Origin of the sequence: Mycobacterium numidiamassiliense (genome assembly GCF_900157365.1) — a bacterium.
GTDB lineage: Bacteria > Actinomycetota > Actinomycetes > Mycobacteriales > Mycobacteriaceae > Mycobacterium > Mycobacterium numidiamassiliense.
In genome coordinates this window covers 4,406,807-4,427,219 of record NZ_FUEZ01000004.1, presented here as the reverse complement: position 1 = coordinate 4,427,219, position 20,413 = coordinate 4,406,807, and the positions used below count along the sequence as shown (strand labels likewise).

General features: G+C 62.9%; 22 protein-coding genes and 1 pseudogene. 14 read left to right on the top strand and 9 right to left on the bottom strand.

All coding sequences use genetic code 11. The features are described 5' to 3' along the window. Positions 1-164: 164 nt before the first annotated feature. The 6 genes and pseudogenes from fdhD (at position 165) to MNAB215_RS29190 (ending at position 6,016) form a co-directional block, all read left to right on the top strand. On the top strand, positions 165-986 hold the full coding sequence (gene fdhD / locus MNAB215_RS29215; protein WP_077081859.1) for a formate dehydrogenase accessory sulfurtransferase FdhD: 822 nt from the start codon (positions 165-167) through the stop codon (positions 984-986). Between the two features lie 131 nt (positions 987-1,117). Then, positions 1,118-1,513 carry a YraN family protein gene (locus tag MNAB215_RS29210; protein WP_077081858.1) on the top strand — a complete coding sequence of 132 codons (396 nt, stop codon included), beginning with the start codon at positions 1,118-1,120 and terminating at the stop codon, positions 1,511-1,513. Then, positions 1,513-3,024: a YifB family Mg chelatase-like AAA ATPase gene (locus MNAB215_RS29205; RefSeq protein WP_077081857.1), complete on the top strand. Its 1,512-nt coding sequence runs from the start codon at positions 1,513-1,515 to the stop codon at positions 3,022-3,024. Before MNAB215_RS29210 ends, MNAB215_RS29205 begins: the two co-directional genes overlap by 1 nt. After that, positions 3,021-3,440: pseudogene (locus MNAB215_RS29200) on the top strand (DNA-processing protein DprA); the annotation flags it as partial. The gene MNAB215_RS29205 and the pseudogene MNAB215_RS29200, both read left to right, overlap by 4 nt. A gap of 26 nt (positions 3,441-3,466) precedes the next feature. Beyond that, positions 3,467-4,915 (top strand): recombinase family protein, encoded by a 1,449-nt coding sequence (locus tag MNAB215_RS29195; RefSeq protein WP_077081856.1) that lies wholly within the window; start codon positions 3,467-3,469, stop codon positions 4,913-4,915. A 153-nt stretch (positions 4,916-5,068) separates the two neighbouring features. Continuing rightward, entirely contained in the window at positions 5,069-6,016 is a 948-nt protein-coding gene (locus MNAB215_RS29190) for a hypothetical protein (protein ID WP_131829191.1), read from the top strand. A 107-nt stretch (positions 6,017-6,123) separates the two neighbouring features. Here the strand turns inward: MNAB215_RS29190 and MNAB215_RS29575 are convergent, their stop codons facing one another. The 5 genes from MNAB215_RS29575 to MNAB215_RS29910 form a co-directional block, all read right to left on the bottom strand. Then, complete coding sequence (locus MNAB215_RS29575; RefSeq protein ID WP_131829190.1) at positions 6,124-6,315, bottom strand: hypothetical protein; 192 nt, start codon at positions 6,313-6,315, stop codon at positions 6,124-6,126. A gap of 159 nt (positions 6,316-6,474) precedes the next feature. Further along, on the bottom strand, positions 6,475-6,807 hold the full coding sequence (locus MNAB215_RS29185) for a hypothetical protein (protein WP_131829189.1): 333 nt from the start codon (positions 6,805-6,807) through the stop codon (positions 6,475-6,477). Continuing rightward, a complete protein-coding gene (locus tag MNAB215_RS30635) occupies positions 6,785-6,907 on the bottom strand; it encodes a hypothetical protein (protein ID WP_281253356.1) in 123 nt (40 codons plus the stop codon). The genes MNAB215_RS29185 and MNAB215_RS30635 overlap by 23 nt, the downstream gene beginning before the upstream one ends. Positions 6,908-7,280: 373 nt before the next feature. Further along, positions 7,281-7,730 carry a DUF2510 domain-containing protein gene (locus tag MNAB215_RS29180; RefSeq protein WP_077081853.1) on the bottom strand — a complete coding sequence of 150 codons (450 nt, stop codon included), beginning with the start codon at positions 7,728-7,730 and terminating at the stop codon, positions 7,281-7,283. A 390-nt stretch (positions 7,731-8,120) separates the two neighbouring features. After that, positions 8,121-8,264: a hypothetical protein gene (locus tag MNAB215_RS29910; RefSeq protein ID WP_165691628.1), complete on the bottom strand. Its 144-nt coding sequence runs from the start codon at positions 8,262-8,264 to the stop codon at positions 8,121-8,123. Between the two features lie 220 nt (positions 8,265-8,484). On the opposite strand from MNAB215_RS29910, the gene MNAB215_RS29175 reads away from it, so the two are divergent. The 3 genes from MNAB215_RS29175 to MNAB215_RS29160 all read left to right on the top strand — a co-directional run bounded on the left by MNAB215_RS29175 (position 8,485) and on the right by MNAB215_RS29160 (position 11,846). Then, positions 8,485-8,781: a hypothetical protein gene (locus MNAB215_RS29175; protein ID WP_077081852.1), complete on the top strand. Its 297-nt coding sequence runs from the start codon at positions 8,485-8,487 to the stop codon at positions 8,779-8,781. Positions 8,782-10,002: 1,221 nt separating this feature from the next. Then, entirely contained in the window at positions 10,003-10,194 is a 192-nt protein-coding gene (locus MNAB215_RS29165) for a hypothetical protein (RefSeq protein ID WP_077081850.1), read from the top strand. Positions 10,195-10,934: 740 nt separating this feature from the next. Continuing rightward, on the top strand, positions 10,935-11,846 hold the full coding sequence (locus tag MNAB215_RS29160) for a restriction endonuclease (RefSeq protein ID WP_077081849.1): 912 nt from the start codon (positions 10,935-10,937) through the stop codon (positions 11,844-11,846). Positions 11,847-12,020: 174 nt separating this feature from the next. Here MNAB215_RS29160 and MNAB215_RS29155 read toward each other — a convergent pair whose 3' ends face one another. Next, positions 12,021-12,611, bottom strand: a complete 591-nt coding sequence (locus MNAB215_RS29155; RefSeq protein WP_131829188.1) for a hypothetical protein — start codon at positions 12,609-12,611, stop codon at positions 12,021-12,023. Positions 12,612-13,121: 510 nt separating this feature from the next. On the opposite strand from MNAB215_RS29155, the gene MNAB215_RS29150 reads away from it, so the two are divergent. The 4 genes from MNAB215_RS29150 (at position 13,122) to MNAB215_RS29130 (ending at position 16,325) form a co-directional block, all read left to right on the top strand. Then, a complete protein-coding gene (locus tag MNAB215_RS29150) occupies positions 13,122-13,292 on the top strand; it encodes an excisionase family DNA-binding protein (RefSeq protein ID WP_077081847.1) in 171 nt (56 codons plus the stop codon). After that, positions 13,289-13,648, top strand: coding sequence for a hypothetical protein (locus MNAB215_RS30445; RefSeq protein ID WP_077081846.1), 360 nt, complete (start codon positions 13,289-13,291; stop codon positions 13,646-13,648). Before MNAB215_RS29150 ends, MNAB215_RS30445 begins: the two co-directional genes overlap by 4 nt. After that, positions 13,645-14,745, top strand: coding sequence for an AAA family ATPase (locus tag MNAB215_RS29140; protein WP_077081845.1), 1,101 nt, complete (start codon positions 13,645-13,647; stop codon positions 14,743-14,745). The genes MNAB215_RS30445 and MNAB215_RS29140 overlap by 4 nt, the downstream gene beginning before the upstream one ends. Before the next feature lie 944 nt (positions 14,746-15,689). Next, positions 15,690-16,325, top strand: a complete 636-nt coding sequence (locus MNAB215_RS29130; RefSeq protein ID WP_131829187.1) for a DUF4760 domain-containing protein — start codon at positions 15,690-15,692, stop codon at positions 16,323-16,325. 409 nt (positions 16,326-16,734) lie between these two features. On the opposite strand, the gene MNAB215_RS29125 is transcribed toward MNAB215_RS29130, so the two are convergent. After that, a complete protein-coding gene (locus MNAB215_RS29125) occupies positions 16,735-17,598 on the bottom strand; it encodes a hypothetical protein (protein WP_077081842.1) in 864 nt (287 codons plus the stop codon). Positions 17,599-17,832: 234 nt separating this feature from the next. Further along, positions 17,833-18,366 carry a helix-turn-helix domain-containing protein gene (locus MNAB215_RS29905; RefSeq protein WP_165691627.1) on the bottom strand — a complete coding sequence of 178 codons (534 nt, stop codon included), beginning with the start codon at positions 18,364-18,366 and terminating at the stop codon, positions 17,833-17,835. A 376-nt stretch (positions 18,367-18,742) separates the two neighbouring features. Between MNAB215_RS29905 and MNAB215_RS29115 the strand changes: the two genes are divergently transcribed. Beyond that, positions 18,743-19,108, top strand: a complete 366-nt coding sequence (locus MNAB215_RS29115) for an ion transporter (protein WP_077081840.1) — start codon at positions 18,743-18,745, stop codon at positions 19,106-19,108. Between the two features lie 105 nt (positions 19,109-19,213). Here MNAB215_RS29115 and MNAB215_RS29110 read toward each other — a convergent pair whose 3' ends face one another. Continuing rightward, positions 19,214-20,383: a hypothetical protein gene (locus MNAB215_RS29110; RefSeq protein ID WP_077081839.1), complete on the bottom strand. Its 1,170-nt coding sequence runs from the start codon at positions 20,381-20,383 to the stop codon at positions 19,214-19,216. Positions 20,384-20,413 lie beyond the last annotated feature (30 nt).

The following is a 20,413-nucleotide window of genomic DNA, read 5'->3' as shown; positions in this document are numbered from 1 at the left end:
ACTTCTGGCATGTCGGCGGACTGGTCGGAAGGCGCCCGAAGCCCGCAACCCCACTTCTTAGCCTAATTCAAGCGCAGATGCCGAAATGGGTTTCGGGCGGTCAGGGGCGTGCCACTGTAGTTTGGCCTGGTGAGGTTTCAGCGCTTGGCGACGGCGGCGGCGCAGTGGGGAACGTAACCGCGCGGCGGCGGGCGAAGCACCTCACCGCCGATCGGGCGGTCACCCGGCCGGAGACTCTGGCCGTCGAGGAGCCGCTGGAAATTCGCGTCAACGGGACCCCGGTCACCGTGACCATGCGGACGCCCGGCTCCGATGTCGAACTCGCCCAAGGCTTCCTGCTCACCGAGGGTGTCATCACCGATCGTGAGCACATTGTGGCGATCCGCTATTGCGACGGCCAGGACGAGAACGGCGTCAACACCTACAATGTCCTCGACGTGACCCTGGCTGCCGGCGTCAAACCACCGGACCTCGATGTCACCCGGAACTTCTATACGGCCTCGTCGTGTGGGGTGTGCGGGAAGGCGTCCCTGGACGCGGTTCGGGTGATCAGCCATTTCTCGCCGGGCGACGACCCCGCCACGGTTTCGGCGGCTGCGCTCAAGGCGATGCCCGGCCAACTTCGCGGTGCGCAAAAGGTTTTCGAGAGCACGGGTGGGTTGCATGCGGCGGCGCTGTTCGGTGCCGACGGAGCGATGCTGGTGGTGCGCGAGGACATCGGCAGGCACAATGCCGTCGACAAGGTGGTCGGGTGGGCGCTGGAACACGGGCGGATCCCGTTGAGCGGCGCGGTGTTGCTGGTGAGCGGGCGAGCATCGTTCGAGCTGACGCAGAAGGCGGTGGTAGCGGGGATTCCGGTGCTGGCAGCCGTCTCGGCGCCGTCTTCGCTGGCGGTGTCGCTGGCCGAGGAGTCCGGCCTGACGCTGGTGGCGTTTCTGCGGGAGCATTCAATGAACGTATACACCCGCGCCGACAGGGTGATTTGAGAACCGTTGCTGGGTAACGTGATTCGGCGGGGCTGTGGATTGAAGCCCAACTGGGGATAGCCGGGCGTCACACTGGCATTCAGGCGGCCGCCGCGGCCTGACCTGTCAGGGGCGCCGTGCAGGTTGGCCGCATGACGACCGTAAAGGCCTCAGGGGCCGAGAAGACATTGACCCGCATCCAGCTGGGGACGATGGGCGAGGTGCTGGCCGCAGACCATCTGACCAGGATGGGATTGCGGATCCTGCAGCGTAACTGGCGCTGCCGCTATGGCGAGCTCGACGTCATCGCATGCGACGACACCACCCGCACGGTGGTGTTCGTCGAGGTCAAGACGCGGACCGGCGACGGCTTCGGTGGCCTGGCCTATGCGGTCACCGAGCGCAAGGTCCGGCGGCTACGCCGGCTCGCTGGCCTGTGGCTGGCCGCTCAGGACGAGCGCTGGGCCGCGGTGCGCATCGATGTGATCGGGGTGCGCGTCGGGCGATGCCGCACGCCGGAGATCACGCACCTGCAGGGGATCGGCTGATGGCGCTGGGGCGCGCGTTCTCGGTCGCGGTGCGCGGATTGGCCGGCGAGATCGTGGAGATCGAGGCCGACATCACCTCCGGGCTGCCGGGCGTGCACCTGGTGGGTCTGCCCGACGCCGCGTTGCAGGAATCTCGCGACCGCGTGCGGGCGGCCGTGACCAATTGCGGAAACAGCTGGCCGATGGCCCGGCTCACGCTCGCGCTGTCGCCGGCGACGCTGCCGAAAATGGGCTCGGTCTACGACATTGCTTTGGCCGCGGCGGTTTTGTCGGCGCAACGAAAGAGTCCGTGGGAACGCCTGGAAAAGACGGTGCTGCTGGGAGAGTTGTCGCTGGACGGCCGTGTCCGGCCGGTGCGCGGCGTGCTGCCCGCCGTGCTGGCCGCCAAACGCGGCGGCTGGCCGGCCGTTGTGGTCCCGGTGGACAACCTTGCGGAGGCCAGCCTGGTCGACGGCGTCGACGTCTGGGGCGTGCGCACCCTGGGACAATTGCAGGCCTGGCTGTGTGGATCGGCCCGACTAGATCAGCGGACCACCGCGGACGCCCCGGAAGCCGAGTCGGCCGCGGATCTTGCCGACGTGATCGGGCAATCGCAAGCACGGTTCGCGGTCGAAGTGGCGGCCGCCGGGGCGCATCACCTCATGCTGACCGGTCCGCCGGGAGTCGGCAAAACGATGCTGGCCCAACGCCTTCCGGGATTGCTGCCGCGGTTGACCGATGGCGAGGCCCTGGAGGTCACCGCGATCCATTCGGTGGCCGGGCTGCTGTCGACGGACACGCCGTTGATCACCCGGGCGCCGTTCGTGGCGCCGCACCACAGTTCCAGCGTGGCGGCGCTCGTCGGTGGGGGCTCCGGAATGGCCCGCCCCGGCGCCGTGAGCCGGGCGCATCGCGGGGTGCTATTCCTGGACGAGTGCGCCGAGATCAGGGCCTCGGCACTCGAGGCGTTGCGAACACCGTTGGAGGACGGGGAGATTCGCTTGGCCCGCCGCGACGGGGTGGCGTGCTATCCGGCCCGGTTCCAGTTGGTGCTGGCCGCTAACCCGTGCCCGTGCGCGCCGGCCGATCCGCGCGATTGCATTTGTGCGGCGGCAGCGAAACGGCGCTACCTGGGTAAGCTCTCCGGGCCGTTGCTGGATCGGGTCGACCTGAGGGTGCAGATGCATTCGGTGCGGGCAGGGGCGTTTTCGGCGGCCGACGGCGAGTCGACGGCACAGGTTCGCGACCGGGTGGCCCAGGCCCGCGAGACCGCCGCCGCGCGCTGGAGCCCGCACGGATTTCGCACCAACGCCGAAGTGAGCGGATCGTTGCTGCGGCGAAAATTCCGCCCCAGCAACGCCGCGATGACCCCACTGCGCACCGCCCTGGAACGTGGGTTGCTCAGCATTCGCGGGCTCGATCGCACTCTGCGCGTCGCGTGGAGCCTGGCCGATCTGGCCGGCCGGAACTCGCCTGGGCTCGACGAAGTTGCTGCGGCGCTGAGCTTCCGGCAACCGGGGGCGCAGCGATGACCGCCGTCGACGACCCCGCGGCCCTGGCGTGGGCCTACCTGTCGCGCGTGGTCGAGCCGCCCTGCCCGCAACTGGCCGCCCTCGTGCAGTCCGTCGGCCCGGTCGAGGCCGCCGAACGGGTCCGGCGTGGGCTGGTCAACGACGAGCTGGCACGCCAGACCGAAGCCCGGCGCGGAATAGACCGGGCCGCAGAGGATCTCGAGCTACTCACACAGCGTGGCGGCCGGTTGATCACCCCGGACAGCGACGAGTGGCCGCTGCTCGCCTTCGCCGCGTTCACCGGCATTGGGGCCAAGCCTCGCGTCGGGCCTCCGTTGGTCCTGTGGGCGCAGGGTCCGGTGCGTCTCGACGATGCGGCGCAGCGTGCTGCCGCTGTGGTGGGCACCCGGGCGGCCACCGCGTACGGCGAGCATGTATAGGGGACGCCTAATATAATGGAGGGATGACCACACGTAAGCGCGCTGTCATCTACACGCGAATTAGTAAGGACCGCAACGGTGAAAGCCTCGCCGTTGATCGCCAAGAGAAGGCGTGCCGCAAGCTCGCCAAGCTGGCAGAGATGGAGGTCGTAGACATCTTCACCGACAACGACATCTCGGCCTACAACGGCAAGCGCCGGGACGGATTTGAGGACATGCTGGTCGCCATTGAAAGCGGCCGGGCAGACGTGGTCCTCTGCCAACACACCGACCGGCTCTACCGGAGGCTGGCCGATTTAGTGCGGCTGTGTCAGGCCGGCCCCAACCTACTCATCAAGACCATCCAAGGTGGCGATCTCGACCTGTCCACCTCGACGGGCAAGATGCTCGCGCAGATCCTCGGTAGCGTCCAAGAGCAGGAATCGGCGCATCACAGCGAGCGCCGCAAAAGCGCGTACGTTCAGCGGGCGGAACTCGGGGTGTTTCACAACCAGGGGAACCGATCATTCGGCTACACCCGCGACGGTCAGCCAATAGAGCCCGAGGCCACGATGTACCGCGACGCGGTCGCCGATCTCCTAGAGGGCACGAGCCTGAGGGCCATAGCGAGACAGTGGAACGCCAGCGGCGTGACCACCACGGTCGCCGGGGCCACACGGAAACTGAAGGGCAAGGAGTACGTCGTCAAAGGTGTGTGGAGTTCGACGCGGATTCGCAGGCTGTTGCTCAACCCGCGCTACGCCGGCATCAAAACTCACCTCGGCAAGGAAGTCGAAACCCAGGCCAACTGGACACCGCTGATCGATGAGGAAACCTACCGTCGCGTAGTCGCCGAACTCAGCGACCCGACACGGCTCAAGGTCACGTCGTTCGAGAAAAAGCACGTCGGCAGCGGCGTCTACGTTTGTGGTGTCTGCGGCGCACCCATGCAGATCTCGTTCCCCGGTCCCGGCCGCAGCCAAGGCCGCAAATACGTGTGTTCGGCGCATTCCTGCGTCATCCGCGGTGGCGACCCGGTGGACGATTACGTGGAGAACCTCGTCGTGGAACGGCTATCGCGACCTGACGCTGGGCTGCTCATCGCCGAGCGTGGGGTTGACGTAGGCAAGCTTCAAGATCAGCGGGCCGGGTGGGTGACCAAGCTGGACCGGCTGGTGGATCTGCTGGACGACGGCACGCTGGACGGCCCGAAGGCTCGCAGGCGCGCGGCGGAGTACAAAGCTGAGATCAACAAAATCGACAGTCAATTGGCGCAGGCAGCCCGCACCAGCCCGACCGCGGCGCTGCTGGCCGCCGGTAAGGAACTACGGATGCGCTGGCCCAAACTGACCGCTGGTGTCCGTGGCGAAATCATCAGCGAGATCGCCACCGTCACGATCAATCGCTGCGGGAAGGGTAAGCGCTTCGATCCCCACGCCGTGGTTGACGGCAAGGTGGTCTTGGACGTGCAGTGGAAAGTGGACTCTCCGTAACAGCGGTCCGCCCGCCACCGGAGATCGGCGGTGGCGGGCGGCGCTGGAGAGGCCCCAAGATTCGCACCCACGGCTAGGGCGTGCAATTCACCCTGTGGGTAGGCGGCGGACGTGTCGCTAGGCCGGGTAGATGACTTCAGCCACGATGGAACTGTGACGACTCCGCCGCCGCGAAAACGGCGCTCGACGCCGCCTGGGTTCCACACGTTCGCCGATGTCGTGACGCAGTTCGCTGACGCCGCCGACAGCCTCCTCCACGGGGAGTTGTCGCACCCGTTCCTTGTCGGAAGCGAGGCACTGGGCGACCAAGCCGCGCGGTCAGACCACGAGGGCACACAGTCCAAGCAAACCCTGTTGACCCTCGCCACGCAGCAGGTCGCCGCCGGCTTCGAACAGACCGACCTTCTCCTTGGCGTTGCTGCCGTGTTACGCGCCGACACAGTCACGTTGCCGCCGTTCCCGTTGGCGCGCACATCGGCCGTCATCGCCGCGAAGGCGTGGTACGTCCTGACCGCAGACTCTCGGGAGGAGCGGCTGCGGCGCTTTTTGAACGAAGAGCTGGCGGCGCTGTACGACTTACCGCTGCCCTCGGACGAGGAAGAGGCGGTCACCTTCCGCAACGATCGCACCGCGGACTATCTGGCGGTCGGGGCGACGGCAGGACTCAACCCGGTCTACCCCAAGAACCGTCGGCCGTGGGACGCCCCATTCCTCGCCCGCACAGGCCAAAGGAAGTCCGAGGCCCCGCCATCGGAGACCCAGCTAATGAAGGATCTCTACCGGGCGTCGGGGGTGCATGGGGACGATCTGGCGGGGATGCCGTACAAGCTGCTGTCTGCCGCTGCACACGGACGTTTCCGCCAAGCCGGGCTCGTCAGGCACGCGCCGGTTGGACCCTCGGTCGGAGGTGTAGTGACCGCCGCCAAGTACGTCCCGCTAGAGGTCACGGCGCAGGTTACCTTCTATGCGGCGTTAGCGACGGGCACGTATCTCTATGCCCTCGCGCAGTACACGTCCGTGCCCGAATCGGTGGTGCTGGAACGGCTGCAGCAGCCGTTCGCGGACTGGTTCGCAATTGCGCATCCGGCAACGACTGCCTGAGGAGCCAAGGGCCAGTGGGACCGCAGGAGAATATTTGGGCCGCAGAACAGCAGTCAGCCCGCCACTGAGACTGTTGGTGGCGGGCTGACTGGTAGAAGTCGGGCGGACTAACCGAGTAGTAGGCGCGCTACCGCGGCGGTGGCCAACTCCCTGATTACCTCGGCAGTCATATCGTCCTCAGTGAGGCGCTCGGCGACTTTTTCGACAGTGACCGGCTCCGATTGCGAGTCGGCAGCCAAGACGATGTCTCCCATGACAGAGTCCAGTATTACCTCACCGACACAAGTCAGTGTGTGCATTATTTCGTCTCCTATTTTCGGGGACGTCCTTTTGTCGGACGCTTCTTTGCATTGAGAGTTGGCCGATCCGGCCATCGAAAACTCCACACTTCACGGGAGCTAAATGTCGCAGATTTAAGCCTCTGCGCTGGCGTCTACGATCAGCATACGCCGACAGCCTCAATTCGAGGAGATGCTACTTCCCGGCCAAATCTGTTCGTATTCCTCGATGAACGCGATCGTGGGGACGTCATCGTGGAGTTGCCAGAAGATGCGTAGCAGCGGATGCCGGGCTGGGGCGTCAACGATCCACATCGTTGGTTCGTCGGGTACGGATTCGAGCCGGGACTGGCGTGCGGCGGGCGAGGAGGGATCGGTATCGATTAAGTCGAGAGCGTCTTCCAAGGCGTTGTCGAGGATGCTATCTCCCCGATCACGTAGCTCTTCGTATTTGTCGAAGGCCTCATCGTCCCAGTTGAGCACGCTACTTTTAGCGGTTGGAGTTTTCCTCATTGCGTGGACGACGTTCCCGCGGCTTCGCCTCACCACGGCGAATCCGCTCGCGCGCGGCGAGCACCGCAGCAAGCACCGATTCCTTCACGGGAGCAGTCATACAGGCAATGATACCTAAAATCGGCACAAGTAGCGGATAGCAGCCGTCGCTAGTTGACCGGCCGGAGTCGGTTGCGCCTGCGGGTCGATAAGGAGGCCCAAAAATTGGGAATCGGCACAACAGGCTCAGCCGGTTCGGGCTGGGCGGGTTCGGGTTCGGGTTTCGGGGACGGCGTCGTCGTTGCTCAACGTTTTCAGCATGTAGGCGAGGTGGTCGTCGCTCATTTTCCATGTTCGGCCGAGGAGAGTACCGCGGAGTTGGCCGCTGTTGAGTCCAGCGTTCGGGATCCTTGACTGCCGGGGTGTAGCCCATGGCGACGACTTCGGCGAGGGTCCAGAGGCGTGGGGGCGTCGCGTTCATCCGGCGCGTGGCTCTAGTCGTAATTGCGGTGACAGTATTCTTCGATACCACCCCCGAGCGTAGAGTTCACTTGCGAGCTTCCGCCTGCCTGGGCCTTCTGCTCGGCCACGCAACGCTTATATCCTTCGCTCTCCCACGGCTTAGTGCTCATTAGCAGTATCGCGATGACGACGAGCACCGCCAGTATCGCGAAGAGCCAGGGCTTAAGGTTGGTTCCTTGCGCCTGGAATTGCGGCCTCAGAGGCGCGTTCGGGACGGCGTGGTGGGCCGTCCACCGCTGGCCATCCCAGTAATGCAACGAGCCGGGAACTTGACTGTTTGGATACCAGCCCGCTGCCAGTGTGCCTGGGTGCACAGTTTGCTGCTGCGGAGATGGGCGAGTGACCGTCCACCGTGCGCCATCCCAGTAAGACTCGCTGAACTTGTCACCATTGGGATCGGGGTACCAGCCCGGCTTGACCATTCGTCAAGCCTAAAGCGCGAACGATGACAATTTAGCCCGCCCTGTTCAGTACTCGGCAGGTCTGGTCGAGTGGTGGGCCGTAAATCGTGGCGTCGCATTCACGGCAGGCCCAGGTCATGTGCCCGTGCCGGCCGCAGCGGCAAGGCTGGTGACCGACCAGAACACGGTGCGGGCCGAGCTGGTGTCCGTGGGGGCACCGTTCGGGCGGGAGCGCCATCCACTGGTTATCGGTGTTGAGCACCAGGGTGCCGACCGCGGGAGTCACGGAATCCAGTGTGCCGGAGATAGACGTCAGCCCCGCCGCGGAGACCAGTGCGGCGGGGCTGACGATTTTTGGAGAGGAAATCAGGGTGGCACCGTCCGGCGGACGGCGCAATTCACCCTGTGTGGCTACCGGGCGACCCAGTGCCCAAGGTGCCCGTCCGTCACGCAGACGTAGATCTTGACGTTTGCGACCACGGTGCCATTCAGATCCCATTCACGGTGTGTATGGGAATACATCCATTTGCAGTCGGCGGGGTTAAGTGCTGTCACTTTGTTCACCTCCCTTCGGGTACTTGAGGGCGTCGTTGCCCTCACCCGTTAGGCCGACTGGGCGGCGAAAATACAGTACGGAATGCATAAGAGGATGATGAGAATTTTCGACGCTGCCCGCGTGCGTGGTTCATCCGGCGCCGGTGAACGGTCGGCAGGCGCCGTCTAGCGGTGGCGCCGGTGACTACCCGCTGGTGTGAGGTCGTCATAGACTCGATTTATGGGGACGAATCTGAAGGTGCCGTCTGATCAGTTGCAGCAGGCCGCGGTTCAGTGGCAGCGGTTGAGTTCGGGGCTGACGAGCGCGCCGCCGTCGCCGGGGCAGCCGTATCAACCGACGACGGCGGCGATCAGTGCGATTGATGCGGCAGTCGGGGCTGGCGCAGCAGCATGTACGGCGCGTATCCAAGACACGGCGGCCAGCGTTGTGTCGGCTGCGGCTGGCTACGCGAACCAAGACGCCGCCGGGCAAAGCCAACTCGGCGCCGTCGCGCCACCGCCAGTAGTGATGGTGTGACGATGGCACCAACACTGTCGCAACTCGAATCGTGGGACACCGACCATTTGATCAACGCCGCAACCTACTGGACGACGACCGCCAACAAGTGGGAAGACACCTTCGCCCAAGTCCGCATTCAGTCGCAGACGATGGGGTGGGACGGCCAAGGCGGTGACGCGCTACGTGCCCGAACTGGCGCGGACCTGACGAGTGTGACCACCCAAGCCGACCAACTCCGCAACGCTGCGCAGGTCGCGCGCACCGGGGCCAGCAACATCAGCGCCGCGCAGCGACAAGCTTTGTACGCCGTCGAGGATGCCCAAAACGCCGGGTTTCAGGTCGGTGAGGATCTATCGGTCACCGACACCCGCAGCAGCGGGTCAGCGGCGGAGCAAGCGGCGCGGCAAGCCCAAGCCCAAACGTTCGCCGCGAACATCAACCAGCGTGCAGCACAGCTACTCGGCGTCGAAACCGAGACCTCAGGTCAACTCACGACGGCCGCAGGAAGTGTCGGCGCCATGAACTTCGCGGGCGCACCCAAAAGCGGTGCTGCAGCAACCAATCCGGGCGGCGGCGCCGTGAACGGGCCACGATACGAAAACCCGGTTACGACTTCGCCGGCCAACGGCAAGCCCAACATTCGGCTGGTTGACAACCTGACCGGACCGCCTGACCCCGCGAACCCCACCCCCGGCGCCGAACAACCCGGCTCTTATACACATCTCCGAGCCCACGAGACCGTACTAGATCTCGTATGGTCAGTAGTCCGCCGGTCGGATCGGTGGGACGCGGCGCCGAACAACCCCCCGCGCAGATCGGGCCATTCCCGGTGCCCCCGCAAGTTGCTGCGTCGGTGCCACCAGGGCCGCCTCCGGCGCCGCGTCCCACCGATCCGACCGGCGGACTACTGACGCCTCAAAACCTGCCACCGGCTCCGGCGCCACCTAATATTCCTGGCGTGAAGCCGGCGGCGCCACCAACCGCTGTTGCGGCCGGTCCGGGCAGCGCTGGGGGAGCTGTCAAACCCCCGTGCAGCATTTACGACGCGACGAAAGCGCTCCTGGAGCCGGTGGGCGGCACGCTTGCGATCCTGACGGCGGCGCCAGAAGGTGCGACCGGCGTCGGGGTTCCCGCCGCGATCGGTCAAATTGCTCTGGGGACGGCGGCTGTCGCTGACGGCATGGACGCCGCTGAAAAGTGCCTGCCTTAAGAGACCGACAATTGGATGAGGATGCGCCCGTGAAGACCAGCTCCCTGTACGGCCCTGTGTTCTTCACGGTGATGGCCGTGCTGTTCCTGGCACTGTTCGTGCTGAATGCGTGCACCCACGGCACGATGCTGGGCCTGATTAGTACAGGAGGCCTCACCGCACTTATGGGCTACATCGCCTACCGGACCTGGTCCCGCAAGCGCCGCATCAACCGCCACTAGTCGTCTTGGCCGCTCTTGACGCCCACAGCGGGAACCCGTTACTCCACGGGGGCTTCGTTGTCTTCGTTGAGAAGTCTATTGGCGAGGTCGTAGAACCCGCCCCCGGCGTCGTTTTCTTTGAGATAGATGACGATCGCGGAGAGCATCACCCCCTGCTCGGCGAAGTTGTCTCGGGAGATCTCCCCGAGCAGGCCGCCCGTTCGTTGGCCAGGTCCAAGTCAAATTTTCGCAGCCGGGAGCGCCGCTCAGTCGTCTCGTTGACTTCGCTCTAGGAGGTCCGCGACCGAGCCGCGCCTGCTCGGCGACGAACTCTGATGCAAGTTACTGCAATTCCTGCCAGTCTTCCGGTACGGCCAAAAAGTTGTTCACAACGTCAGCTCGCTTCATGGGCTAGGTTGTCGGTTCCGCGACTACGGCGATGCGCTGGTTACGCTCGGTCGCTCGGACCAGCCCGACGACCTCAACGGCCTCCTAGCCGGCCACAGGCTGCGCGCCGGGCGTCTTTTCCTACACACGGGCAATGAAACTCGGCTGAGCGGTTCAGGGGTGGGGTGGCGAACGGCGAAGTCGTTACCGCCTTAAAGGCTCGCGTAGGTTCTCCGTTCAACGTCGTCAGCGGCCCTGCGGCGGAATCCCAGTAACGGCAATCTATTTCGGCAAAGCCTCAGCCTCGCATGAAGTTAGCCAACTATGCTTCATACCCGCCGGGTCATTGCGGAAAGAATGGAGGTTTTCCGGAGATGCCGCAGCGGACCAATGATTTCCAGACGATGGTCACCCTAATCACCACCCTTTTGCGAAAGCATCGGAGCGTGGTCGTGACCCCCTCGGCGATGCTCGCCGACGACATCACCGGCGACCTGCGTGAGGTTGATATCTGCCTTGAGAGCGATGCCACGGGCCAGAAGGTGGTCGTCGGGATTGAGTGCCGCGCGTGGAAGAAGTCGCAATCGGTCGAGTGGGTTGAGGCCATGTACGGCAAACACGGCCACCTTCCAACGGATGCCCTGGTGCTCGTTTCGCAGAGCGGCTTCACAGCGAACGCTCTGAAGGTCGCGGAGTTCTACCACATCAGGGCGATCACACCCGGCCAGGTGACGCCCGAGTTGATTGGCGGTGTAGTTGGCGCCCTCAATCTCGGCTGGCTCAAAGTGACGAACGCGACGCCGCAGGGGATGCGGTTGTGGGTCCAGCGGCCAGACGGCGTAGTCGAGTTTGTCGAAGCCTTTGATGCAACGGGGACTTTGAGCATCTATTCGCCTGACGGATCGATGCTGTTCGATGCGAACGAGCTGATCAAACGGACGATGCCGAACTTCGGCATGAATAATCCTGACTTCCGTAAAGCGATCGGAGATGCCGCGCCGGGAGAAATGTCCTTCGAGTTCGGCTTGGATGTCCCGTTGCATGAGGGTCAGCCAGTGTGCCTGCTGTACGAAGGCACAACAATTGTCCCGGTCGTCAAGATGATCATTACCGGGTCCATGACGCTCGACGTCGCGGAAACTCCACTGACGCACGGCAACTACGACGGCACCAACTACTCATCGGGCAAGGCTGTGTTCAGCGACCGAGTGCTGCATGTTGTACTCGCCGAGAGCGACGAGGGCATAACCCAGATGGTCATGCATAGTGAGACCAGATCTGTCTGACGCTGCGGGAGTCAGCATTTCAAGCTCAACACGTCAGCAGAGTGTGAAAGTGTAAGGGCCGCATTTAATTTCGACGTGGGTAAGACGGGAGTACGCAGCACTCTCGTATGGAAAACGTGGAAGTCGAGTGGGTGGTTGGCAGGCAACGGGATTCGAGCACCCGGCACTCACGGTTTAATCGTCAGGCGGCGGTGCGTAGTCCGGCCTTCGCCAGCAATCTGATTCCCCGACACGGACCAAGACACTGTCGCCGACCTGGATCTCCATTTGCCCCGCCAACAATCTTTCGGCAAGGTCTTCGATCTGGGACCATTCGTCTTCATATTCCTGATGCCACGAGTTCGCCGTTTCGGCGTCTGGCCGAACTTCACCAGGTTCCGGGTCGCGGTCGAATTGGTGTCGCGTGTATGCGTCGAAGGCCACGTCTTCGGTAACATCGGTGCGACCTAATGCCTTCTGCAACATCGGCCAATCAGCCTGGCTGTAGCGCACGAAGGGCATCACGCGGTCGATATCGACGGATTCTTCCGGAGCATGGAGGTAACGCGCTGAAACCCAAGGCCCTGAGTACGCGTGGAAGCCCAAGTGGACATCGTCAATGTCAGCGTGGGTGTTGCCGTCGTAGATTCCGTTCAGGTCGTCGGTGGTGATGTCTATCTGGTGAACAGTCCCGCCGCGCCTCACCGCTGCCCGAGCATGGCCGGCTTCGTGGTACGCCGTGATGCGCCGCGCTTCGGCGGCCTCTTCATCTCGGGTCGGCATCACGCTGTCAATCGTATAGGCGATAAGCGGATTGACCTGAAGGCCGTCTGTGGAGGTTGGGCCAGGCGACCGATAGGCTCGTGACTTTGTCGAATGGGTTGACGCGATTCGAGGGCCGAGGACTGCTCGGGTCACGTGCGCGGGTTGGGGCTTATCAGACCGGTTCGGCCGAGCTTGGCCAAGAAGAAACCGCCCCTAGCCCGAAGTACAGGCGCGTACTTCTTTGTGCCCGTTCGCGTCTCAACTCCGACGCGCCGCAGCAGTTACCCGCATTTACCCCTAGTTGCTTGTAAATTCACCGATAAGCCAAGAGGGTAGACCCGCCATGCTCCACGGCAGGTCTAAAGATCTACCACTACCAACTCAGCGACCACGAAGTCGCGGTCCCGCCCCTCAGCGAAGTACGGTGACAGTGGGCCAGCCGAAAAACTGCTTCGTGGAGGGTTTTTCGTGCCTGTTGACATTATTCCATCGAATCGGTATGCCCGCCGACACCTCGACACGCCGACTCCGGTGGGGCGCCGCTGGGCGTCCACCAACGGCGTGGCCGAGTATCTGGGTGTAGCCGCACGCACCGTCAAAAACATGATTGCGGACGGGAGATTGCCTTCATACCGTCTAGGCCGGCTTGTGCGTATCGATCTCGCTGAGGTTGATGCCGCGTTGGAGGCGTCTCGCAAATGAAATTGCCGCCGCACGGTGGCGACGGCAATTTCGGTGAATTTCCTGGCGAGGATCTCATCACCGATGTTACCGCACCCACCGGTTTCCGAATATCCGCCGAGTATGTGTCACCACGCGATGACCTGCTGGCCCAGTTACGGATGGGTCATCGCGCCGCGGCGAAAGCTGAACGGACACAACGGTGTACCGCGGCGTTGGTTGAGCGGCACCTCAATGCGTGGGTTGCCGCGGCCTTGCATCTTCACGCCGCGGGTGTGGCGCCGCTGGTGCCGCTGGCGGTTTCTAGGGCGTTGTGGCGGCGCGGTGACCGCGCCCTCGCCACGGAGTTGGCCCGGCTACAAGGAGTCGGGACATGAGCGACGACGACGCCGACCGGACCGCGGAGTACCGAGAATGGGTCGCCGAAGACGAGCGCCCCGAGAAGGCACAGCGTAACGGGCAGCATCCTGACAACCCCGGCCTCGTCGAGCCGCCGTACACCGGGGCTGCCTACGACAAAAACCTGCGAGTCACGCCGGTTCTTGCCGACCGCATCCTGACACGATCAGCGCTGCGCAACCTGCCCGATCCAGAACCTCTCATCGACAATGTTCTGGATCAGGGCACCACCGCTTTGTTGTACGGCAGCTGGGGTACCGCAAAGACGTTCATCGCGTTGGACTGGGCGGCGTCGGTAGCCACCGGCCGGCGCTGGCAGAACCGCGACACCGTGCAACGCCGCGTCCTCTATGTGGTGGCCGAGGGAGCGTTCGGCTTCAAGGGGCGCACCGACGCCTGGGAGACCGCCTGGCAGCGGGAGATCAGCGACGAGTGGCTGCATCTGCTGCCCGAACCGATCAACCTCACCAACCGCCACGAGGTCGATCAACTCTGCGCGCTGATCGACTGGGGCGGCTACGACGTCGTCGTCTTGGACACCGTTGCCAGGTGCATGGTGGGCGCGGACGAGAACTCGGCGAAGGACTGCGGTCGGGTCGTGGATGCGATGACGCGGCTGCTGCACATGACACCGGGTCAGCGCGGCGTGGTCCTCGGTGTCCATCACGCCGGCAAAGACGGCAAGACGCTGCGCGGGTCGTCGGCGTTCGAGGCCGCCGCGGACACCGTGTACTTCACATCTCGTGACGGCGGCGTGATCACGCTAGACAGAGAGAAGCGCAAAGACGGACCCGAATTCGACCGCCACAGCCTGAAACTCGACCCGATCACCGGCACCGCTAGCGCTGCTATTTCTGTCCACCGAGACCGCGGACAAACCCCATCGGCGGACAAGCTGTTGTCCGTGTTCCGTTCGCACTTTTCCAAAACCGGAGGAACGAAAGCGCAACTGCGCGCCGTCGCGGACATGGCGCCTGCGACGTTCCACCGCTCGGTAAATGAACTGCTAGAAGCCGGTCTCTTGGTCAACGACAGCACAGAGCAGCGTCCGTTCTACAGATTGGCTGGCGAATAGCGATGTCCGCGTGTCCATATCTGTCCACGACCCTGCGGACATGTCCGTCCACCACACCCCCCTTTAGGGGGTGGACAGACCGGGCAAGACGGACAGACAGAAAGACAGAAAGAGTCCGGCCGAGGCACTCCTGACGCTGTCCGGCGTTCGACCCCACCGCGAAAACGCAGCTATACGAACGTTGCAGATTCGTTTCGCAACTGTATTCATGGTGCCATACTTCACGCTGTACCTGTATGACTGCAGAAGGGCACGTTATGGCGGAGCCAACGCCGACAGACCCGTCAATCGCGCAGAGAATTGCGATGCTAGAGCGTATTCCTGAGTTTGAGCCCAGACGCACATTCGGTATCGAGACTAAACACCGCTTGACCACTGGTGAACAGCTGGAGCGGGCGTTGCTTGCGGCGGCCCAAAGTAAGTACATAGAAACGGGGGACCTGGGGTCCCTACTGGATTTCAGGAAAAGCCTAGCCGCACCTCAACAAGGCACCTCTCAGGCTGGTCCTCCAAAGGATTCACTGGATTGGGTCCGCGTCGTGGCGACCTTGATAATGGTTACCGCACTCTTCGTCATCGTTTACGTGGTCGCGATCAAACCCAACCCAGGCCAATCGACAGGTGCGGCCCAACTCGTTTCGCTGGCGAGCGGATTGGCCGGTATCGGGCTGGGGTGGCTCTTCGGGACCGGAACAGCGCGTGGCAGGAAATAGGTGACGCCCAAGTGCCCGCGGACACCGGCCAAGCTGAACTATCGGTCCTTCGCAGCTTGAATGTTTCTTTGGCAGTTCGGCGCCAGCACTTCCAGACCGCTAGCCGCGCGGCATCATCGGCCAAGGCTTAAGGGATTCTTTTGGCTAAAGCGTACTTTCTCAAAATCGAAAACAGCGGCTGTCTAAGCAGTTCCAGCGACGGGCCGCTACCAAATAAATTACAGTGCTGCTGTGGCTCGTAGTTGGCGGCGAATTTTGTGGCCGATACTGGCGACCCTGGGCTGGGGTCTTGCCGTCACCTTCGGAGTCATTGCCGCAATTCAGCGCGTCGAGCTGCGAGACCACCACCCGCCCGACCCGAACTCGGCTGAGATTGTGACGGCCGCTGCGACAGCCGTTCTCGCTGTGGCGGCGCTCATCGCGCTGGCGCAGGTTTACGCTGCGCTGGCACAGGTGAGGGAAGCGAGGCTGAATAAGAACGAGCAGAAAAGATCGGAATTCTCGGGGAGATGGGACGCCCTTCGACCCGTGCGCAGGAAAGTTCGGATCTGGGTGAAAGCCGGCGGCTCGGAGGAACTCAGGGACAAGGCGCTTGACCTTCGCGGCTCGAATTCGCGCGAGTACGCGGAGCTAATGACTTTGCTGGATTTTTTTGAGGACTTAGCGATATCGGTCGATAACCACGAGATCCCGTTCCGCATCGTGGATGCCTTCTTTGGAGAGGCCGTCACCAAATACTGGCACGATTGGGAGCCGTACGTGGACAAGGTACGTCGGGAGGGATCCCCCAAGGCCAACAGGTTTTTTGAGGGTCTCGCCAAACAGATCAAGAACGACGATGACGGTAACGGCGAGCGCGCGACCTGACTAAGAGCGTCCACGGGATAGCCCGGCGTCTTTGTAGTGTTCTTCGCGTAATCGGCGCCATTACGACAATGGGCCTAGGCGCGGCGACCCGCACCAAGAAGTTCTGCAACAAGAGGTTCTACAACGAGAAGGTCACCAACGAGGAGATCACCGCTGACACTGACCTACCTGCTACTGCGGGTCCGCGCGCTCGTAATCGTCCGCGGCTCGCTTCGCTGTCTCAAGGCGGCGGTAGGTGCTCCAACCGATATACCAGCCCAGGGACGCTGCCTGGTCTCCCGGCCGATCAAAATCCACCACTCGCCTTCCGGGGCGTCAGGATCGAGCGACCTCACCTGTTCCCCTCTGGGATCAAGGAAGATCCGGTCATCCAACAGGAGGCGACCCCACAAAGTTGCTCACCCGGTAGTCAGGGCGCCGCTGACAATCCCACCAGCCTGCCGACGGCCTGCTCGACCACAAGCAGCCCACGAAACGCAGCGTCTAACAACGCGTGCGGGTCGCCCTTCTGGGTGATCTTTTGCATGCCCGTCACCGGATCGATCTCACCTTCAGGGTGCTTACCGGGCAGCGCCGCCCAGGGCCGAGCGCGCGCGTAGCCGCTCATCGTCTGCCATGTGTTGAGCAGTGTCACGCCGGGGTCGAAGCCGCCCGAGCCAAGGGCGGCAGTTTCACTGCCAGCGATCGTCACCATCTTGGTATCCGAGGTGCGTTCGAGGGTCTGGCGCGTGAACGGCGGCTGCGGGTTGAGCAGTGAATTGGCCATTTGCACAAGCAGGTCTTGTCGGGTGTCCAACACCGCGCGTTCTGCGTCGGCTCTTATCTGGTCTGCGGGGGACAGATTTTGCAGCTGGGGCTGCTTTTTCACCGTATCTATCCACGAGGCATTCGACTTGAAGTCCTTCAGATAGAACTCAAGCGCGCGGATTCGCCGCTCATCGGCATTGCTCCCGCTAAGCATCCACAACGCCGTCGATGCAGCGGTGATCGCTGTCCTTATGACCGTGAATTGCGCGTAGGGGAAGGGCTCATTCCGGTTCTGCAGACTCCAAGCCAAGAACCGAAGATGGTCGAGCGCGGTGAGCAGACACTCAATAACGGCCTGCTGGAATGTGCGATAGATCGGGTGCAAGTACTGATTGTCAGCCGCGACCTCAGATGTCTGTGCGACCTCTAACCCGAGCAGTGTCTCGAGCTGAGTGCCGACGCGGGTTTTCAACCGCTCGTAACCCTGCTCCACTGTTGGTTCATCGGCGGCGCCGTTTGCGCTCATGGAGCGCACCCTACTGGGCGGTCACGACCTCCACGGGGACGCTAAGCCGTTCCCACAGTGCGATGACCGTTCGAGCGCAATTGCCCGTCCGCATATCCAGTTCGAATTTGGGAAAGGATGGTCCCTACGAGGTGGTGACACCGACTCGTAGCGCGTCACTGAATCATTCGCCTGTGGCCCGCCTCGGCCTGCCTTCCCGAATGCGTTCAACCGCTAACCGAACCCCGCGCCACCTCAGACTGCGCGAGCGGGGTGGTCGGCAGGCAGATGCGACCACCGGAACTTCTCAAGATCGTCGAGCAGATCGAATTGCGCACGGCTGGTGATGTCCTCGCAACTCAACGACGGGGTGAGCTTCGCGACCAACGCGCCAGCCTCAGCGTCCAGATCCTCGTCGTAATCAGGATCATCCACATCAGGCCGATTGACCGCAGCCTCGTACGTCTTGATTACGCGATGCACCGACATACGCGACGTGGCAGCCGCCGCAGCGATCTCACGGACCGACCCACCCTGCAGATACAAAGCAACGATTTGCTGCTTCTGCTTCACCGCATCATCAGCACTGAGCCACTTACGCGCGGTCGGATCACCTGACACCATCAGCCCAGAGTAAGTCCGACCGGCGACGTGGCTGGACAGCAAAACGCAACTCGGCGTCCCGACCGCCTGGGACACGCACATGGGACAGCAGTTGGGACACTTCCGGCGCTGTCCCACACCCGGTAAAGAATCGCCGAAACACGCGCTGATCAGGCGAAACTCCACCCTTGTCCACGGTAATTTGCTGGAATCACCGCCAGGCTGGGCCGGGAAACACAATCTGTAGCAGAGGGATCGATAACCTGCTTCGCCTCCGCGCCTCCGGAAAGCCATGAACTTTGTTGCTGGGTGGCACCGCCGTGGCGTGGACTGTGGTCCAAAATGTCTGGTGTACTTGGTATTTGGTGCATTTCCCACTCCTTTTTGGGTAGCCATGGCGTTTGCTACGGGGTAAGATTGGGGGTGGGTTGAGCGGGCATAAGGCCTGTTCATGGGCAGATTGGGGATCGGAAATGTTCGTTGTGCTAGCTGTTGCTGTGGTAGGTGTGATGCTGGCTGTGCTCGCGGTGTTGGTGGGTGTGCGTCGGATGGTGGCGGGCCGGTGAGCGCGCGGCCGGCCGTGGTGCTCTTCGAGCATCTTGTGACTGCCGCCATTGTGGCCAACTTTGTGGTCTTGGTCGCCTCGTGTGTCGATAAGCCTCGTGAAGGCCTGTACGAGGTAGCGCACTTGGCGTTGCTGGGGTTCTTTTGCCTGGAGCTAGGCATGCGGCTGCATCGGTTGGGGTGGTCTCTGCGCCGAATCGCGCGGGACCGATGGCTGGTGTTTGATGGCGTGATCGTGGCCGTGGCGCTGTTGCCGCTCACCGGCGATCTGGCATTCATGCGGGCAGCGCGCACCGCTCGGATGTTGCACACGCTGCGGCATGTGGCCGATTTGCGGCTGGTTCCGCTGGCGGTGGCTCGGTAAACCACCACAGCGCGGAGAACGCGGCTCTGACCGTTGCGCGGGTCAGCGCCGCGTTCTGTGCGTGGGACGCTCAGCCCCGGCAGCTGGCCTGGCAGCCCCTTAGCCCTAGGTTCTGCCCACTCGTGGCCAGTCCGCAGCAAGGCCGAAGAGGTCGTTGATACTAAGTGTGCCTTCGGTATTGACAGGTTGACCTGCGTCGGTGGCTGTAGTTGTCGCCAGATCATATGTTTCCTGGACAGGCGTTTGTGACCATGGATTTTTCAGCAGTCGGGGGATGCGTGTGGCCAATCCGTGCGGCGTGATGTTGTGGCCGAGAAGGACTGCGGATACGCGGGTTCCGGCTGGTGGGTCGCGCCGCCAATACCCGTTCTCCTGTCGGAACGGGTGAATCTCGGGTGGCCGCATATCTTGCCAGTAGGCGAATGCGGGGGTTCCGAACAGTGCCTCAAACGGTTCGTCCTCATCGTTGGCAGACGGGACCCAGTACGTGTTGATCGCGATTATCAACGGGTCTAAAAGCGGGTCGTTCAGGCCGGCGTACTTGCGGCCCTTGGCTCTAACGGCCTTACGGATTGGGCCTATGTTGTCGATCCACGCGGCGTCTGGTGTCGGGGGTATTGCCAGCAGACGGCCATGGTTGCCGCGACGCGGCAACTCCACGGGGTAGGCAGTGTAGGTGAGAACCCAATCCTGAACGCGGACCTGGAAATACGGAAGATCCTTACCGGCATCCCGGTCACTGATGACGTCGTCAGCGTTTAACTGCCCGAGGTGCTGCTGCAGTTGCGCTTTGATTTCATTGCAACTCGGTGTCTGCGGTCCCTCCTGATCAATGTCGAGTTCGAGCCAGAAGTCGGGATTCTTGACTTCGTTTGTGCAGTCGAGGATCCCGGCTTCGTTGGCTGACCGGGGCTTCTCCGGGATTGCTTTGCACTCGACGTACGTGCTTTTGCCATTAAGGGTTACTAGAAAATCGGGCTTCTTACCGTTCGGCATCGTCGGGTGCGGGACGACTCCATACCCGAGGCGGGTGTAGAAGGTGTAAACCCACAGCTCCCACCAAGCCGCGAAATGCTGGTCGGGCGCCCGATCACGGAAGCGCTTCCGCAGATCGCCGTCATTGTCGGGGTAGTGGCTGTACCACTTCCCTAGCTCGTCGCGGATGCGCTCCCATTGGGGTCCGTCCGCTCGGCTGTAGAACTCAAAGACGCTTTCGCTGTCGGTTTTGTACCCAGGACCCCCGCGCGGGCGCCCATCAAACAGAGTCCGGGCCATTAGTGGGCGGGCCTCACAATGCAGGCGGCA

Bases quoted from the DNA above. Each gene is read 5' to 3' on its own strand.
- MNAB215_RS29110 (WP_077081839.1), bottom strand. From the start codon at position 20,383: ATGGCCCGGACTCTGTTTGATGGGCGCCCGCGCGGGGGTCCTGGGTAC.
- MNAB215_RS29210 (WP_077081858.1), top strand. From the start codon at position 1,118: ATGACGACCGTAAAGGCCTCAGGGGCCGAGAAGACATTGACCCGCATC.
- MNAB215_RS29195 (WP_077081856.1), top strand. From the start codon at position 3,467: ATGACCACACGTAAGCGCGCTGTCATCTACACGCGAATTAGTAAGGAC.
- MNAB215_RS29575 (WP_131829190.1), bottom strand. From the start codon at position 6,315: ATGCACACACTGACTTGTGTCGGTGAGGTAATACTGGACTCTGTCATG.
- MNAB215_RS29125 (WP_077081842.1), bottom strand. From the start codon at position 17,598: ATGAGCGCAAACGGCGCCGCCGATGAACCAACAGTGGAGCAGGGTTAC.
- MNAB215_RS29185 (WP_131829189.1), bottom strand. From the start codon at position 6,807: ATGAGGAAAACTCCAACCGCTAAAAGTAGCGTGCTCAACTGGGACGAT.
- MNAB215_RS29205 (WP_077081857.1), top strand. From the start codon at position 1,513: ATGGCGCTGGGGCGCGCGTTCTCGGTCGCGGTGCGCGGATTGGCCGGC.
- MNAB215_RS29180 (WP_077081853.1), bottom strand. From the start codon at position 7,730: ATGGTCAAGCCGGGCTGGTACCCCGATCCCAATGGTGACAAGTTCAGC.
- MNAB215_RS29160 (WP_077081849.1), top strand. From the start codon at position 10,935: ATGCCGCAGCGGACCAATGATTTCCAGACGATGGTCACCCTAATCACC.
- MNAB215_RS29175 (WP_077081852.1), top strand. From the start codon at position 8,485: ATGGGGACGAATCTGAAGGTGCCGTCTGATCAGTTGCAGCAGGCCGCG.
- MNAB215_RS29140 (WP_077081845.1), top strand. From the start codon at position 13,645: ATGAGCGACGACGACGCCGACCGGACCGCGGAGTACCGAGAATGGGTC.
- MNAB215_RS30445 (WP_077081846.1), top strand. From the start codon at position 13,289: ATGAAATTGCCGCCGCACGGTGGCGACGGCAATTTCGGTGAATTTCCT.
- MNAB215_RS30635 (WP_281253356.1), bottom strand. From the start codon at position 6,907: ATGACTGCTCCCGTGAAGGAATCGGTGCTTGCTGCGGTGCTCGCCGCG.